16 protein-coding genes are annotated in these 16,114 nt (G+C 62.7%); 6 read left to right on the forward strand and 10 right to left on the reverse strand.

All coding sequences use genetic code 11. The annotated features are described in order from the left end of the window. Positions 1 to 14: 14 nt before the first annotated feature. The 6 genes from pqqA to BM017_RS12710 all read left to right on the forward strand — a co-directional run bounded on the left by pqqA (position 15) and on the right by BM017_RS12710 (position 7,188). On the forward strand, positions 15 to 86 hold the full coding sequence (gene pqqA, locus BM017_RS12685) for a pyrroloquinoline quinone precursor peptide PqqA (RefSeq protein WP_010209364.1): 72 nt from the start codon (positions 15 to 17) through the stop codon (positions 84 to 86). A gap of 104 nt (positions 87 to 190) precedes the next feature. Beyond that, positions 191 to 1,354: an alcohol dehydrogenase-like regulatory protein ErcA gene (gene ercA, locus BM017_RS12690; protein WP_071492072.1), complete on the forward strand. Its 1,164-nt coding sequence runs from the start codon at positions 191 to 193 to the stop codon at positions 1,352 to 1,354. After that, on the forward strand, positions 1,338 to 2,708 hold the full coding sequence (locus BM017_RS12695; RefSeq protein ID WP_092244702.1) for an ATP-binding response regulator: 1,371 nt from the start codon (positions 1,338 to 1,340) through the stop codon (positions 2,706 to 2,708). The genes ercA and BM017_RS12695 overlap by 17 nt, the downstream gene beginning before the upstream one ends. A gap of 64 nt (positions 2,709 to 2,772) precedes the next feature. Continuing rightward, entirely contained in the window at positions 2,773 to 4,236 is a 1,464-nt protein-coding gene (locus BM017_RS12700) for a DASS family sodium-coupled anion symporter (RefSeq protein WP_092244705.1), read from the forward strand. 148 nt (positions 4,237 to 4,384) lie between these two features. After that, positions 4,385 to 6,031: an MFS transporter gene (locus BM017_RS12705; RefSeq protein WP_092244707.1), complete on the forward strand. Its 1,647-nt coding sequence runs from the start codon at positions 4,385 to 4,387 to the stop codon at positions 6,029 to 6,031. Next, positions 6,028 to 7,188, forward strand: a complete 1,161-nt coding sequence (locus BM017_RS12710) for an HlyD family secretion protein (RefSeq protein WP_092244710.1) — start codon at positions 6,028 to 6,030, stop codon at positions 7,186 to 7,188. Before BM017_RS12705 ends, BM017_RS12710 begins: the two co-directional genes overlap by 4 nt. Before the next feature lie 55 nt (positions 7,189 to 7,243). Here the strand turns inward: BM017_RS12710 and BM017_RS12715 are convergent, their stop codons facing one another. The 10 genes from BM017_RS12715 to BM017_RS12760 form a co-directional block, all read right to left on the reverse strand. Continuing rightward, positions 7,244 to 8,152, reverse strand: coding sequence for an aldose 1-epimerase (locus tag BM017_RS12715; RefSeq protein WP_092244713.1), 909 nt, complete (start codon positions 8,150 to 8,152; stop codon positions 7,244 to 7,246). Beyond that, a complete protein-coding gene (locus BM017_RS12720; RefSeq protein WP_092244716.1) occupies positions 8,152 to 9,432 on the reverse strand; it encodes a TRAP transporter large permease in 1,281 nt (426 codons plus the stop codon). Before BM017_RS12720 ends, BM017_RS12715 begins: the two co-directional genes overlap by 1 nt. 1 nt (position 9,433) lies before the next feature. Then, positions 9,434 to 9,961: a TRAP transporter small permease gene (locus tag BM017_RS12725; RefSeq protein ID WP_071492065.1), complete on the reverse strand. Its 528-nt coding sequence runs from the start codon at positions 9,959 to 9,961 to the stop codon at positions 9,434 to 9,436. A gap of 64 nt (positions 9,962 to 10,025) precedes the next feature. Then, a complete protein-coding gene (locus BM017_RS12730) occupies positions 10,026 to 10,988 on the reverse strand; it encodes a TRAP transporter substrate-binding protein (protein ID WP_071492064.1) in 963 nt (320 codons plus the stop codon). Positions 10,989 to 11,039: 51 nt separating this feature from the next. Further along, positions 11,040 to 11,915: an SMP-30/gluconolactonase/LRE family protein gene (locus BM017_RS12735; protein WP_092244719.1), complete on the reverse strand. Its 876-nt coding sequence runs from the start codon at positions 11,913 to 11,915 to the stop codon at positions 11,040 to 11,042. Between the two features lie 2 nt (positions 11,916 to 11,917). Next, complete coding sequence (locus tag BM017_RS12740) at positions 11,918 to 12,742, reverse strand: NAD-dependent epimerase/dehydratase family protein (RefSeq protein ID WP_092244722.1); 825 nt, start codon at positions 12,740 to 12,742, stop codon at positions 11,918 to 11,920. A gap of 143 nt (positions 12,743 to 12,885) precedes the next feature. Further along, positions 12,886 to 14,148, reverse strand: coding sequence for an OprD family porin (locus BM017_RS12745; protein WP_092244725.1), 1,263 nt, complete (start codon positions 14,146 to 14,148; stop codon positions 12,886 to 12,888). 170 nt (positions 14,149 to 14,318) lie between these two features. Continuing rightward, entirely contained in the window at positions 14,319 to 15,176 is an 858-nt protein-coding gene (copD, locus tag BM017_RS12750) for a copper homeostasis membrane protein CopD (RefSeq protein WP_092244728.1), read from the reverse strand. A 3-nt stretch (positions 15,177 to 15,179) separates the two neighbouring features. Continuing rightward, entirely contained in the window at positions 15,180 to 15,545 is a 366-nt protein-coding gene (gene copC / locus BM017_RS12755; protein ID WP_092244731.1) for a copper homeostasis periplasmic binding protein CopC, read from the reverse strand. An 18-nt stretch (positions 15,546 to 15,563) separates the two neighbouring features. Continuing rightward, positions 15,564 to 16,007, reverse strand: a complete 444-nt coding sequence (locus BM017_RS12760; protein ID WP_092244734.1) for a GNAT family N-acetyltransferase — start codon at positions 16,005 to 16,007, stop codon at positions 15,564 to 15,566. Positions 16,008 to 16,114: the final 107 nt, after the last annotated feature.

Raw genomic sequence — 16,114 nt, forward strand, 5'->3', positions numbered from 1 at the left:
AGAGGACTGCCCCCATGTGGACCAAACCTGCGTTTACCGACCTGCGTATCGGCTTCGAAGTGACCATGTACTTCGCCAGCCGTTGATCGCGGGAGCTGTCGGAAGGATGCCTCTTTGGTCTGATTGCATTCGCAGCCGGATCGGTTAGTGTGGAGCGCATTCTTCCAAAATAATAAAAACAGGCTTTCCAATGAGCCCAAATCTGAGCCTCCTGCGTAAATTCGTCTCGCCTGAAATCATCTTTGGAGCCGGTTGCCGGCACAACGTCGGTAACTACGCCAAGACCTTCGGCGCGCGCAAGGTGCTGGTGGTCAGCGACCCTGGCGTGATCGCCGCCGGTTGGGTGGCCGATGTGGAAGCCAGCCTGCAAGCCCTCGGCATCGACTACTGCCTGTACAGCGCCGTCTCGCCCAATCCGCGTGTCGAAGAAGTGATGACCGGTGCCGAGGTGTACCGCGAACACCACTGCGACGTGATCGTAGCCATCGGCGGCGGCAGCCCGATGGACTGTGGCAAGGCCATCGGCATCGTGGTGGCCCACGGGCGCAGCATTCTTGAGTTCGAGGGCGTCGACACCCTTCGCGTGCCCAGCCCGCCGCTGATCCTGATCCCCACCACCGCCGGCACCTCGGCGGATGTCTCGCAGTTCGTGATCATTTCCAACCAGCAGGAACGCATGAAGTTCTCTATCGTCAGCAAGGCGGTAGTGCCGGATGTGTCGCTGATCGACCCGGAAACCACGGCCAGCATGGACCCGTTCCTGTCCGCCTGCACCGGCATCGACGCATTGGTGCATGCTATCGAGGCGTTCGTTTCCACCGGCCACGGCCCACTCACCGACCCCCATGCGCTGGAGGCAATGCGCCTGATCAACGGCAACCTGGTGCAGATGATCGCCAACCCTACGGATATCGCCCTGCGCGAGAAGATCATGCTCGGCAGCATGCAGGCCGGGTTGGCGTTTTCCAACGCGATTCTCGGCGCAGTGCACGCCATGTCCCACAGCCTCGGCGGCTTCCTCGACCTGCCCCATGGGCTGTGCAACGCAGTGCTGGTGGAGCATGTGGTGGCGTTCAACTACAGCTCGGCGCCGGAGCGTTTCAAGGTGATTGCCGAGACGTTTGGCATCGACTGTCGCGGCCTCAATCACCGGCAGATCTGCGGGCGGCTGGTGGAGCATTTGATAGCGCTCAAGCGGGCCATCGGCTTCCACGAAACCCTGGGCCTGCATGGTGTGCGCGTGGCGGATATTCCGTTCCTGTCCCAGCATGCGATGGGGGATCCGTGCATCCTCACCAACCCGAGAGAGTCGAGCCAGCGTGACGTCGAGGTCGTCTATGGCGAAGCTCTCTGACGACCAGCAACGCGCACTCGCCGGGTTGCTGGGGCTGGGCGACCAGTCGGCGCGCAAGAGCCATTACCCGGAACTCACGGCGCGGCTGGATGAGCTGGAGGCTGAGCGCAAGCGCTATATCCGTCTCAATGACGAGTTGGAGCAGCGGGTCGCCGCACGCACCGACGAACTGTTGGAAGCCAACCACAACCTGCAACAGCAGATCGCCCAGCGCGAGCAGATCGAACAGGACCTGCGCGACGCCCGCGACGCCGCCCAGGCCGCCAACCGCAGCAAGGACAAATACCTCGCCGCCGCCAGCCACGACCTGTTGCAACCGCTGAATGCCGCACGCTTGTTGATCGCCACCTTGCGTGAACGGTCGTTGCCCAGCGTCGAGCAGGTGCTGGTGGAGCGCACGCACCAGGCGCTGGAGGGCGCCGAGGACTTGCTCACCGACTTGCTGGACATCTCGCGGCTCGACCAGGCGGCGGTCAAGCCAGATGTGGCGCTGTACCGCCTGGATGAATTGTTCGCGCCGCTGGTCTCGGAGTTCCAGTCGGTGGCCCAGGCGGCCGGGTTGAACCTGCGGGTGCACACCGGCTGCTATGCGATCAGCACCGACTTGCGATTGCTGACGCGGATTTTGCGTAACTTCCTCAGCAATGCCTGCCGCTATACCGACGAAGGTTGCATCCTGTTGGGCGCGCGCAAGCGGGGCGATTGCCTGCGCCTGGAGGTCTGGGACACCGGGCGCGGGATTGCGGAGGACCGGCTGGAGGCGATCTTCCTCGAGTTCAACCAGCTCGACGTCGGCCGCGCTGCGGACCGTAAAGGCGTTGGGCTGGGGCTGGCGATTGTCGAGCGGATCGCCGAGATCCTGGGTTACCCCATCGCCGTACGCTCGTGGCCGGGACGTGGCTCGATGTTCAGTATCGAGGTGCCGTTGAGCAACGAGATCCCTCTGCCGATCAGCCAATTGCCAGCCCAGCCGACCACCGGCAACCCGCTGCCGGGACGGCGTCTGCTGGTGATCGACAACGAGGTGAGCATCCTCGACAGCATGCGCGCGCTACTCGGGCAATGGGGCTGTGATGTGGTCACCGCCACCGACCAGGCCGGAGCGTTGCTGGCGTTGGAGGGCAGGGCGCCGGAACTGATCCTGGCCGATTATCACCTCGACCATGGGGTGGTGGGGTGTGCGGTGGTCAAGCACCTGCGTGAGCATTTCGAACTGAACATCCCGGCCGTGATCATTAGCGCCGACCGCACCGACCAGTGCCGTAGGGCGTTGCGCCGGCTGGAAGCGCCGTTGCTGAACAAACCGGTCAAGCCCGGCAAGTTGCGGGCCGTGTTGAGCCAGTTGTTGGCCTAGGTCAACACGTCGCAGGTGCTTTTAGCCCATGCTCAAGGCCTGATCTAGAGCCTTGGAGTGGCCCATGAGTGCGGCATCTTTCAAATTACCCCTGGGCCTGGTCGTCGCCGTGTTGGTGATGGCCGGGGTGCTGCTGTTGCCGGTGCCCGCCGACTTGCCGGTCGCCGGGCACCGCATGCTGGCGATCCTCGCGTTTGCCGTGGTGGTGTGGATCACTGAAGCGGTGTCCTATGAAGCCAGTGCGATCATGATCACGTCGCTGATGGCCTTTCTGCTGGGCACCGCGCCGTCGTTGCAGGACACCGCGCATGTGATCGGCACCAGCCCGGCGATCAGCATGGCGCTCACCGGGTTTTCCAACCCGGCGCTGGCGCTGGTGGCCGGGGCGCTGTTTATCGCAGCAGCCATGACCCACACCGGCCTGGACCGGCGTATCGCCTTGGTGACCCTTAGCCGGGTCGGCACCAGCACCCGGCGCATCCTGCTGGGGGCGATTGCGGTGACGGTGCTGCTCAGCCTCGTGGTACCCAGCGCCACGGCGCGCAGTGCCTGCGTGGTGCCGATCATGATGGGCGTGATCGCCGCGTTCGGCGTGGACAAACGCTCGAATATCGCCGCTGGCATCATGATCGTGGTGGCCCAGGGCACCAGCATCTGGAACGTCGGCATCCAGACCGCCGCCGCGCAGAACCTGCTCACCGTCGGTTTCATGGACAAGATGCTTGGCCAGCGCGTGTCGTGGATCGACTGGCTGATTGCCGGCGCGCCGTGGGCGTTGATCATGTCGGCGGTGTTGCTGTTCCTCGTGCTCAAGTTGCTGCCGCCGGAGACCGACAGCATCCCCGGCGGTAAAGAGGCGGTGGCGCAGTCGCTGGTGGAGATAGGGCCGATGACCGGCGCGCAGAAGCGCCTGTTGAGCGTTTCGGTGTTGCTGCTACTGGCCTGGGCCACGGAAGGGCGACTGCACAGTTTCGACACCACCTCGACCACCTACGCCGGCCTGGTGTTCCTGTTATTGCCGGGTATCGGCGTGATGACCTGGAAGGATGTGCAGTCGCGCATTCCGTGGGGAACGGTGATCGTGTTCGGGGTAGGCATCAGCTTGGGAACGGCGCTGCTGACCACCCAGGCCGGGCAATGGCTGGGCGCGCAAGTGGTGGCGCATACCGGGCTTGACCAGGTGGGGCCGCTGGGTGTGTTTGCGATTCTTGGTGCGTTCCTGATCCTGATCCACCTGGGCTTCGCCAGCGCCACCGCGTTGACCTCGGCGCTGTTGCCGATCCTGATCGCGGTGTTGCAGACCTTGCCGGGGGATTTCAGCCGGTTGGGCATGACCATGCTCCTGGGGTTTGTGATGAGCTACGGGTTTATCCTGCCGATCAATGCACCGCAGAACATGGTGTGCCTGGGGACCGGGACGTTCACGGCGCGGCAGTTCGCCAAGGTGGGGGTTCTGGTGACGCTGGTTGGCTACCTGTTGATGCTGGTATTCGCTGCGACCTACTGGAGTTGGCTCGGCTGGATCTGAATACACAGGACATCCCAGCGGGGCAGGGCGACAAGTCGACTTGCCCTCGTACATTTCAGGTTCTTCGCATCAATTATGCCCTCGACATGGCAAGATGAACTCCGCTCAGGTTTACTGTCTCTGAGTATGGGTTTACCTGAGTCATCGAATGAACAAATACACCCCCCACACCTGGGAGCCCCACGAGCGCCCGAGCCTGCCCGGTTCGCCGTCTACGCCGCTGCACCCGACGCACAAGCGTTGGCTGTTCGCGATGGTGGGCGTGCTGGTGGCGATTACCGGTGGGTTGGGAAACGCACTGGTCATCGCCAACCTGCAATACCTGCAAGGCGCACTCGGCGCGACCACCGCTGAAATGGCCTGGCTGCCCGCCGCCTATGTGATGACCAACGTGTGCATGAACCTGCTGCTGGTGAAGTTCCGCCAGCAGTTCGGGCTGCGTGCATTTACCGAGGTGTTCCTGGTGCTGTACGCCTTGGTGACTTTCGGCCACTTGTTCGTCAACGACCTCAGCTCGGCCATCGCGGTGCGCGCGGCCCATGGCATGGTGGGGGCGGCGCTGAGTTCGTTGGGTTTGTACTACATGATCCAGGCGTTCCCGGCCAAGTGGCGCTTGAAGTCCCTGGTGCTGGGGTTGGGTACGGCGCAGTTGGCGTTGCCACTGGCGCGCCTGTTCTCCGAAGACTTGCTGCAAATTGCTGAATGGCGCGGGTTGTATCTGTTTGAACTGGGCATGGCGCTGATCTGCCTGGGCTGCGTATTCCTGCTTAAACTCCCGCCCGGCGACCGCTTCAAGACCTTCGAGAAACTCGACTTCCTCACCTTCGCCATCCTTGCCACCGGTGTCGCCTTGCTCTGCGCCGTGCTGTCCCTGGGCCGCATCGACTGGTGGCTGGAAGCACCGTGGATCGGCATCGCCTCGGCCTGTTCCCTGGTGCTGATCATGGCCGGGCTGGCCATCGAGCATAACCGCGCCAACCCGATGCTGATGACCCGCTGGCTGGGCAGCGGCGTGATGATCCGCCTGGCGCTGGCGGTGATCCTGATCCGCATGGTGCTGTCCGAGCAGTCCACCGGCGCCGTGGGTTTCATGCAGATGTTGAACATGAGCTACCAGCAGATGCACACCCTGTACGTGGTGATGCTGGCGGGGGCGATTGCCGGGCTGGCGGTGAGTGCGTTGACCATCAACCCGGCGCACCTGTTGATGCCGCTGGTGATTTCCCTGGCACTGATGGCCACCGGGTCGGTGATGGACAGTTTTTCCAGCAACCTGACCCGGCCGCAGAACCTGTATGTCAGCCAGTTCCTGCTAGGCTTCGGCGGTACATTCTTCCTGGGGCCGACCATGGTGCTGGGCACCAGGAACGTGCTGGCCAACCCGCGCAACCTGGTGAGTTTCTCGGTGATGTTCGGTATCTGCCAGAACCTCGGCGGCCTGATTGGCGCGGCGTTGCTGGGCACGTTCCAGATCGTGCGCGAGAAGTACCATTCCAGCATGATCGTCGAGCATCTGACCCTGCTCGATCCGCGTGTGGCCGCGCGGGTATCGAGCGGCGGTTCGGCCTATGGCGGCATTGTCGCCGACCCCGAGTTGCGCAACCTCATGGGCATTCGCAGCCTGGCCACGGCGGCGACCCGCGAGGCGAACGTGATGGCCTACAACGATGTCTTCATGCTGATCGCGATCATCGCGATACTGACCATGATCTGGATCTTTATCCGCAGCCTGTGGCTGATGAGCACGACCAAAACAGCAGCCCCTCCCGTTCAACCCAGCGGCGCTTCTTCATGACCGAACCGACTTCCACCACCACCACCACCACGACCACCAACGCCATCGCCGCCACCCCGGAAGGCACCACGCCGCCAGGCGCCTCGGTCACCGAGCCACGTTCCCTGCGGGTGCGCATCGTCTCATCGCTGGGGTTTGCCGCGATTGCCATTGTCGGGGTTCTGATCGTGTTGTATGCCTGGCAGTTGCCGCCGTTCAGCAGCGCCGTGGAAACCACCGAGAACGCCCTGGTGCGTGGGCAGGTGACGATCATCGGCCCGCAACTGAGCGGCTATGTGTTCGAAGTGCCGGTGCAGGACTTCCAATACGTCAAGGCCGGTGACCTGCTGGTGCGCCTCGACGATCGCATCTACAAACAGCGCCTGGACCAGGCGCTGGCGCAACTGGCGGTGCAGAAGGCCTCGCTGGCGAATGTGGTGCAGCAGCGCAACAGCGCCGAAGCCACCATCAAGCTGCGCCAGGCAGCCTTGGTGGACAGCCAGGCACAAGCCCGCAAAAGCACGGCCGATTTGCGCCGCAATGAAGAACTGATCAGCGACGGCTCAGTGTCCAGGCGCGAGCTGGACGTGACCCGCGCCGCCAATGCACAGACCATCGCCGCCGTGGCGCAAGCCCAGGCCAGCCTGGAAATCGCACGACAGGACCTGCAGACAGTGATCGTCAACCGTGGCTCCCTGGAAGCTGCCGTAGCGAGTGCCGAGGCCGCGGTGGAGCTGGCGCGTATCGACCTGTCCAACACCCGCATCACTGCGCCGCGTGACGGTCAGTTGGGGCAGATTGGCGTGCGCCTGGGGGCCTACGTCAACTCCGGCGCGCAACTGATGGCGCTGGTGCCGCCGCAGCTGTGGGTGATTGCCAACATGAAGGAAACCCAGATGGACAACGTGCAGGTCGGCCAGCCGGTGACCTTCACGGTGGATGCCTTGAACCACCGCAAATTCCAAGGCACGGTGCAGCATATTTCCCCGGCCACCGGTTCGGAGTTCAGCCTGTTGCAGGCGGACAACGCCACCGGCAACTTCGTGAAGATCGCCCAGCGCGTGCCGGTGCGGATTACGGTGGATCCGGACCAGGTCGAGAGCGAGCGGTTGCGGCCTGGGTTGTCGGTGGTCGTCAGTATCGACACTGCCGGCCGCCTGAAAAACGCTCCACCCTGACACAACGCAAATCAAAACTGTGGGAGGGGGCTTGCCCCCGATAGCGGTTTATCAGTCAAACATCTGTTGCCTGACACTCAGCCATCGGGGGCAAGCCCCCTCCCACATGTGGGATGTATTTCAAGTTGAAATGGAGTTGCACCGACTGATTGTGTTCCAGCAGTTTCAGGCCCGGCCGCCCGGCCAGGTGATGGGCATTCACCGGATGGCTCACCGGCTCGATGCAAAAGAACCCCAGCCCCGGCGGGCAGTACAGCAGAAAGTAGTCGGCGCCGGTGGCCTGGCATTCTAAGGCATAGCCCAGCTCCGGTTGCTCGATCCGGCAATGTCCGTCCCACCGGCAAAATCCATTGTCCACCAAACCTTCCGGCAGGGTCTTCAACATCTGGAAATCCCAGGCGGCGGGCACCGGTGCCAGCCCTGTGGGCAGTTTCGACGCATCACTCATCCACACCTGCGAGGCCTTGGCCTCCAACCGCGTGTGCGCTGTGCGCGGCAGGTAGGGATGCAATCCCAAGCCATGCCACGCGGGGTTATCCGCCAGATGGGTCACCCGCAACGTGATGCTCAGTTCACCGCCGCGCAAGCAGAACCGCTGCTCGGCGCGATAGGCGAACGGTGTGTCGCACAGCAGTTCCAGCACCACTTCGTCCGCCGACTGGCTGACCACCTGCCACGCCTGTTGCCAGGCCGACCCATGAATGGGCAGCGGGTCGGTCAGGCTGTTCGGCGTGAGCGCCAGCCAGCCGTCGGGGTTATCGAACCCGCCTTGGGCGATCCGGTTGGACCAGGGTGCCAGCGGGTAACAGCCAAGTTTGCCCGGCAGGCCCGTATCCAGGGCCTGTTGGTCGCTGTGGCGCAACAACGGCTGGCCGCTGGCCCGCACGCGCCAGTTGACGATGCTTGCGCCCACGGCCGGGGCCAGGGTGAGGTGGGTCAGGTTGTCTTCCAGTTCGATCAGCATCACAGCACCACGCTTGGCAGCCACAACGACAGCGCCGGAATGTAGGTTACCGCCATCAGGATCAGGAACAGCACCCCATAGAACGGCAGCAGCGCTTTCACGGTCTTCTCGATGCTCACCTTGCCCACTGCGGCGCCCACGAACAACACCGCGCCCACCGGTGGGGTGATCAGGCCGATGCCGAGGTTGACCAGCATGATCATGCCGAAATGCACCGGGTCGACGCCCAGTCCGAGCACCACCGGCAGCAGGATCGGCGTGAGGATCAGGATCAGCGGCGCCATGTCCATCACCGTGCCGAGCAACAGCAGCATGATGTTGATGCACATCAGGATCACGTAGCGGTTGTCCGATAGGGTCAGGAACGCCGTGGTGATCTTCGCCGGGATCTGCATCAGGGTCATGATGTAGCCGAAGCTGGCGGCGAAGGCGATCAGTATCATCACGATGGAAATGGTGCGCACCGTGCGGTGCATCAGCTTGGGCAGCTCGCGCCATTTGTAGTCGCGGTAGATGAACATGGTCACGAAGAATGCCCACAGCACGGCAATCGCGGCCGATTCGGTGGCGGTGAAGATGCCCGAGAGGATGCCGCCGAGGATGATCACCATGGCCATCAGGCCCCAGAGGGCATCGGCGGCGATCTTCAGCGCCTGCTTCAGGGGAATGACTTCGCCCTTGGGGTAGTTGCGCTTTTTCGCGAAGATCAGGCACAGCACCATCAGGCAGGCGCTCATCAACAGGCCCGGCACCACGCCGGCCATGAACAGCGAGGCGATGGACACGGTGCCGCCGGCGGCCAGGGAGTAGAGCACCGAATTATGGCTGGGTGGCGTCAGCAACGCCTGCACCGAACCGCTGACGGTCACGGCGGTGGCAAATTCCCGTGGGTACCCACGGCGTTCCATTTCCGGGATCAGCACCGAGCCGACCGAGGCGGTATCGGCCACCGAGGAGCCGGAGATGGCGCCGAAAAACGTCGAGGCCATGATATTGACGAGGGACAGGCCGCCGCGCACAAAGCCCACCAGCACCCCGGCAAACGCCACCAGCCGACGTGACATGCCACCCTCGGCCATGATCGCTCCGGCTAGCACAAAGAACGGAATCGCCATCAGCGAAAACTTGTTCACGCCCCCGGCCACCTGAATCATCAGGGCCTGGAACGGGATGTCGATCCACCACGCGCCGATCAGTGCCGACATCCCCAGGGCATAGGCCACTGGCATGCCCAGCAGGATCAAGGCGATAAAACTGCCCAACAGAATCAATGCATCCATTTCAGGCAGCCCCTTCGTTTTCTTCCACCAGGTCGAACCGCACCACGCGCCGCTGGCTCTGGTCGCCGAGCAGGAGTTTTTCCAGCACGAACACCAGGGTCAGCAGCCCGCCGATGGGGATTGGCATATAGGTGATGCCCACGCGCAGTGTGGGGATGGCGCTCATGAACTGGTTCCAGGTGGACAGGCACAACTTGGTGCCCCACACGGCCATGAACAGGCAGATCGTCGCCATCAACAGTTGCGCGACGATACCGGCGATCTGGCGTTGGCGTGGCGGCAGGCGGTCAGTCACCACCGCCACCGACATATGCGCACCCGCGCGGTAACTGGCGGCGGCGCCGACGAAGGTGAAGATCAGCATCAGCAGGATGGCGGTGGGTTCCGGCCAACTGGCGCCGGTGCCGAGGACGTAGCGGGCGAAGATGCCCCAGGGGATGATCAGCGCAACCCCCAGTACCGAAAGGCCGGCGACCCAGATACAGGTCATGTACAGGCGGTCGTTGATGCGCAGCAGTAAATTCTTCATGGCGTTCACCGTAACCGGGCGCGTCGATGCCGACCGCGCCGGGCCTTGCTAGAGAAGGAGGGCGTTACTGAACGGCGTCGATACGCTTGATGATATCGGCGTAAGCCGCGCCGTATTTGGCGCGCACCGGCGCGGTGGCGTCATAGAAGGGCTTTTTGTCGACGGTGATGAATTCCACGCCGGCGGCCTTGAGCTTGGTTTCACTGCTGGCGGACTTGGCGTCCCACAGCACGCGCTCGTCCGCCTGGGCGGCCTTGGCGGCTTTCTTCACCATGTCCTGCTGGGCGGGAGTGAGCTTGTTCCAGGTGATTTTCGACATCACGATGGGCTCGGGCAAGATCAGGTGTTCGGTGAGGGTGTAGTACTTTGCGTTCTGGAAGTGGTTGTGTTCGAGCAGGGTCGGCGGGTTGTTTTCCGCGCCGTCGATCACCCCGGTCTGCAGGGCGCTGAAGATCTCGCCGGTGTCCATGGCAATGCCGTTGGCCCCCATTTCATTGAAGGCCTCGATGAATAACGGGTTGCCTTGCACGCGGATCTTCATGCCCTTGAGGTCTTCGATCTTGCGCACCGGTTTCTTGGTGTAGAGGTTGCGCGTGCCACCGTCCATCCAGGCCAGGGCCACCAGGCCGAATTCCGAATCGGTGATCTTGGCGAGGATCTCATCGCCGATCTCGCCGTCGATGACCTTGCGCATGTGCGCCTGGTCACGGAACACGAACGGCAGGTTGAACACATTCACGTCCGGCACCACCGGGCCGACGATACCGAGGCTGACACGGGTCATCTGGACCGCGCCGACCTGGGCCTGTTCGACCACTTCTTTCTCGGAGCCCAGCACACCGCCGGGGAAGTACTTGAAGGTCAGTTCGCCATTGCTTTCCTTGGTCAGGGCCTTGCCCATGTTTTCTTCGGCGACGACGGTGGGGTAGCCGGCGGGGTGGATGTCGGCGAACTTGATTTCCAGGGCGTGTGCGGCGCTGGCGAGGGTCAAGCATGCAGCGGCGAGCAAGGTGCGTTTGAAGTCCATGGGGTGTCACTCCTGTCTTGTTATTGTTGTATTCAAGGCACAGCGATGCAGCTAGAGGGTGAACGTGGGCTCCGGCAATCCGACAACGCCGGGGTTGAGGGCGAACACGCCGCCGGACAGCGACTGGGGACTCTGGTCGTCACGGATCGAGGTGACGAACAGGGTGTCCAGGCGACTGCCGCCGAAGGCGCACATGGTGGGTTTCTTCACCGGTACGGTGAGGGAGCGGTCGAGGCGGCCGTCGGGGGTGAACCGGTGGATCAGGCCGGCGTCGTTGGCGCAGATCCAGTAGCAGCCGTCGGCGTCTACCGCCGCGCCGTCGGGGCGACCGAGGTAGTTATGCATGTCCACGAAGACGCGGCGGTTGGAGGGCGTACCGGTGTCGGTGTCGTAGTCGAAGGCCCAGATCTGTTGCACCAAGGGGTGCGAGTCCGAGGCGTACATCGTACGGCCATCCGGGCTGAAGGCCAGACCGTTGAGGGTGATGAAACCGTCCAGTTGTGCATGGGGCGCGGCGCCGCAAGCGTAGCGGTAGAGGATGCCCTCGGCCGCATTCAAGCCCATGTTCAGCACCATGCTGCCGGCCCAGAAGCGGCCCTGGCGATCACAGCGACCGTCGTTCAGGCGCATGTCGGCGCGGGGGTGTTCGACACCGGCCAACGGCGTGCTGTCGAGGCTGCCATCGTTGTGCGGGGTCAGTTGGAAGAAGCCGGTTTCCATTCCCGCGACCCAGTTGCCGGCATCGGTGCGGGCGATACAGGCGAGCATCTGCGGGGCTTTCCAGGCGGCGAGATGGCCGGTGGCAGCACTCCAACGTTGCAGGCCACCGTTGGGAATATCCACCCAGTACAGTGCGTTCTCCTCGGGCACCCACACCGGGCATTCGCCCACGGCGTTGCGGGCGTCGACGATCAATTCAGCGGTCATGGTCAGTCCCCGAATGGCCCGGCCGCGCAGAACGCGCCACCCTGGTAGACCTTGGCCGGGTCATCGGCGGCCACGGGTGGCTGGATCTCGACCTGGGCGCGGAACACTTCCGAGCTGTCCTTGGGCGCAAAGCCCAGGTGCGCGGCGTAGCGGTTGTCCCACCAGGTGTCGAGGTTATCCGACATGCCGTACACCACGGTATGGCCGACGTTGGGCGTGTACAGCGCACGTTCCAGCAACTGTGTGAGGTCATCGAAACTCAGCCAGGTGTGCATCATCCGGCGGTTCTGCGGCTCCGGGAACGACGAGCCGATGCGGATGCTCACGGTCTCGATGCCATAGCGGTCGAAGTAGAAACTGGCCATGTCTTCGCCGTAGGACTTGGACAAGCCGTAGTAGCTGTCCGGGCGGCGCGGCGAGTGGGCGTCGAGTTGTTCACCCTGCTTGTAGAAGCCGATCACATGGTTGGAACTGGCGAAGATCACACGCTTCACGCCGTGGCGGCGGGCGGCTTCGTAGATATGGAAAATCCCGCAGATATTGGCGCCGAGCACTTCTTCGAACGAACGCTCAACCGAGACGCCGCCGAAGTGCAGGATGGCGTCGACGCCTTCCACCAGGTGGTGCACGGCTTGCTTGTCGGAAAGGTCGCATGTCTGCACTTCTTCGGACGCGTCGGCGGCCGGCGCCATGTTGGCGATGTCCGACAGGCGCAGCACGTTGGCGTAGGGGCGCAGACGTTCGCGCAGGACTTTGCCGAGGCCGCCGGCGGCACCGGTGAGCAGCAGGCGGTTGAATGGAACAGGCGTGGTTGTGGAAGTGGTCATGAGGGTTCCATTGTTGTTGTAGGTTGTCGTATGACTATATCGAAGTATCGTTAGGGATTCCCTGGGTTGTCAACGCTAATACAGGCGATGGGGTTTCAAATGCGGGATATGCATTGACTCGACGTCTGCGCCCGGCCCGAAACCTACAGCAGCGAAATCGGGTAGCTGATAAAGAGCCGGTTCTCGTCGAACTCGTTATTGCTGAAGTCCCGACGCATGGTCGAGTTGCGCCAGCGCACGTTCAAGTCCTTGAGTGCACCGCTCTGTACGGTGTAGGCCAACTCTGATTCGCGGCCCCATTCCTTGCCATCGGTGATCGCCCCGGTGTGCACGTTGCTGCCGCTGATGTAGCGGTTCATCAGGGTCAGCCCCGGAATGCCGAGCACCACGAAGTTGAAGTCATGGCGCACCTGCCAGGATTTCTCCTTGGCGTTGTCGTAGCTGGCGTTGTAGCTGTCGTTGGCCAGGGTGCCGCCACTGGTGCCATTGACCCGCATCCACACGCTGTCGCCGGTGAGTTTTTGCAGGCCTACATAGAAGGTGTTGCCGTTGTACCTGGCCGAGAGCAGGGCGAAAGCGGTCTTGTTGTCGAGGTCGCCAGCCAGCGCGCTGCCGTCTTCCTTGCCGGTGAAAAAGCCAAGGTTGGCGCCCAGGGTCCAGTCGCCCACGGGTTGGCTGTGGGTCAGGTTGAAATACTGTTGCTGATAGATGTCGGTGAGTTCGGCGTACCACACACCGACCTGGGTGCGCTTGTCGTTGAAGCTGTATTCGCCGCCACCGAAATTGAAACGGTCGGAAGTGAACGCGGCTTTGCCGTTCATGAACATGTCTTCCATGCTCGCGTCATTGCGTGGGCTGTTGCCGCGAAACTGGCCGCCGTAGAGGGTCAGGCCGGCGATCTCATTGGACGTGACCTGGCCGCCACGGAAGGTCTGGGGCAGGGAACGGCCATCGTCGGAGCGCAGGATCGGCAGCACCGGCATCCATTCGCCGACTTTCAGCTCGGTCTTCGACAGCTTGGTTTTCAGCGCCACGCCAAGGCGCCCGAAGTTATCGGCCGGGCGGCCATCGCTGTGGATCGGCAGCAACTGCGTACCGCCAGTGCCTTTACCGCCGTCGAGCTTTTGCGAATACAGGCCCAGCACATCAATGCCGAAGCCCACCGTGCCTGTGGTGTAGCCGGACTTGGCATCGAGGATGAAGTTCTGCGTCCACTCTTCGGCCTTGCCCTGGGGGTTGCTGGGGTTGGTGAAGTTGCGGTTGAAGTAGGCGTTGCGCAGATTGAGCGTGGCTTTGGCATCGTCGACAAAGCCTTCGGCCGAAGCGGTGAGGGGCAAGGTGAAGGCCAGGCTGCCGAGACCGATAAAACCCAGGCGGACGGAGGAATTGCGGGCGAGTGAACTCACAGTGAAGCTCCCTTTCTTTTGTTGTTTTTATTATTTGTTATATGTTGTCGTACAACATTGGGTGCGATATTTGCGAGGTTTTCGGGCGCTGTCAAGCAGAAGTTATACGATGACCTGCTCGGTGTGGACGGTCAATGTGGGAGAGGGCTTGCCCCCGATGACGGTGTGTTTCAGTCAACCATCAGCATCGGCGGCAAGGTGCCCAGGAGGGAAACGGCGGCGACGGCGGCAATCCCCAGCACCCACTCCAGCTTCACACTAGCCTTCAGGCTGCCCAGGCGTTCTTCACAGCGCTCGATCCGCAGCCGGTTCAGCAGCGCCAGGGCCAACATGCCCAGCACCAGCAACACCTTGATCAACAGGATCAGGGCAAAGCCGTTGAATAACGGCGTGGGCCACAGTTGCCCAGTGAGTACGCGCACGTTGATCAAGCCAGTCACCAGCAAGCCGGCGACCAGGCCATAACCCACACCGCTGAAGCGTCGCAGGATCGGCTCCAGCGCAACAGGCGGGGATTGGCTCAGGATCAACACCAACAGCAGCAACCCGCCGAGCCAGGCGCCGACACACACCAGGTGCACCACCTGATTGAGGATCAGCAATCTGCCGCTGAGCCCGTCCAGCATGGCGCCATGGCCGACCGGTGCCAGTGTCGCCAGCAGCAGCGCGATCACTGGCAGGCGCACCATCGGCCAGGGTTTGACCAGCACGATCACCAGCAGCAGGTTCAGTAACAGATGCCACACCCACACCTGGCCAAAGAAGGTCTTGCCCAGCACCAGCTGTACGGTGGCCGGCTGCAATGCCGCGTCCCAGCGGCCGGCCATGCTCGCGCTGATCAGCAACAGCCAGGCGAGACCGGAGCCCAGCCCCAGCCAGGCCAGCCCCCGGGTGATCCGCTCAAGTTGCCGGTCCAGCGCCGGTTGCGGTGCAGCGCCGAGCAGCCAGGGCCTGAATGCGCAGGCCCCGAACATCAACAACACGACGCTGAAATGCAGGAAACGGCACAGCACCAGCAGGGTAGCCATGGGTTACTGGCCGACCTTGAAGCTGTATTCGCCGTTGCTCTTGTGGGTGTCGACCGAGACCGCGTTCCACACCACTTTGTAGGTACCGGCGGCCAACGGGGCGGCCGGGGTGACCACCAGCACTTTCTTGTCGGCGTCCGGCGTTTCCAGGCCCTTGATCGCGACTTCGGTGCCGTCCTTGCTCAGGGACACCTTGGTGAAGGTGGCTTCGACGCCTTCGCTGAAGGTCAGGCGCAGGTCCTTGGGCGCAGCGACGCTGCTGTCGGCCGCTGGCTCCGCACTCTTGAGGTGGGCATGGGCAAACGCTGCCGAGGCGCCGAGCAAGGAAGCGAGCAGGGCGAGGGTGGTGAGGCTTTTCTTGATCAACATTGTTCAATACCTTCGGGGTCAGGGAGTCGGTAGAGCCATGTGCAGCAAGGGAAAGGGCTTGCCTTCGCCATCCAGCGGCGAGCGCGCGACCTGGATAAAACCATAGTGCAGGTAGAACCCCACGGCTTGTGGGTTTTGTTCGTTTACATCGACGGTGAGCGTGTCGTGACGGGCACGGGCGTGGTCCAGCAACTGGCGGCCGATGCCCTGGCCACGACGCTCGGGGTCGATAAACAGCATCTCCACATTGTTCCCGCCGGTACCGATAAAACCGGCGATGCCTTGTTGATCTTCATACACCCACACTTCCAGGGCAGGCATCGGCAGGTAGGTGTCGCGTACCAGGGGCAGCAAACGTTGAATGTCATCCTCGGGGAGGAAGTCATGGGTGGCGCGCACCGAGCGTTCCCACAGTGCTCCCAGCACGGTGTCGTCGGTGGCCACACGAGGTCGAATAGTCATTGCAATGATCCTTCATGGGGACCGCGATCCTAACCAATCCGATTTCCGGGGGAAAGGTTCGCGTCAGAAGTTTCACTATGGCCTGTCGCCCCGATCTAGAGCCGATG

Source organism: Pseudomonas sp. NFPP04, from assembly GCF_900113815.1.
In the GTDB taxonomy this organism is placed as follows: Bacteria; Pseudomonadota; Gammaproteobacteria; order Pseudomonadales; family Pseudomonadaceae; genus Aquipseudomonas; species Aquipseudomonas extremorientalis.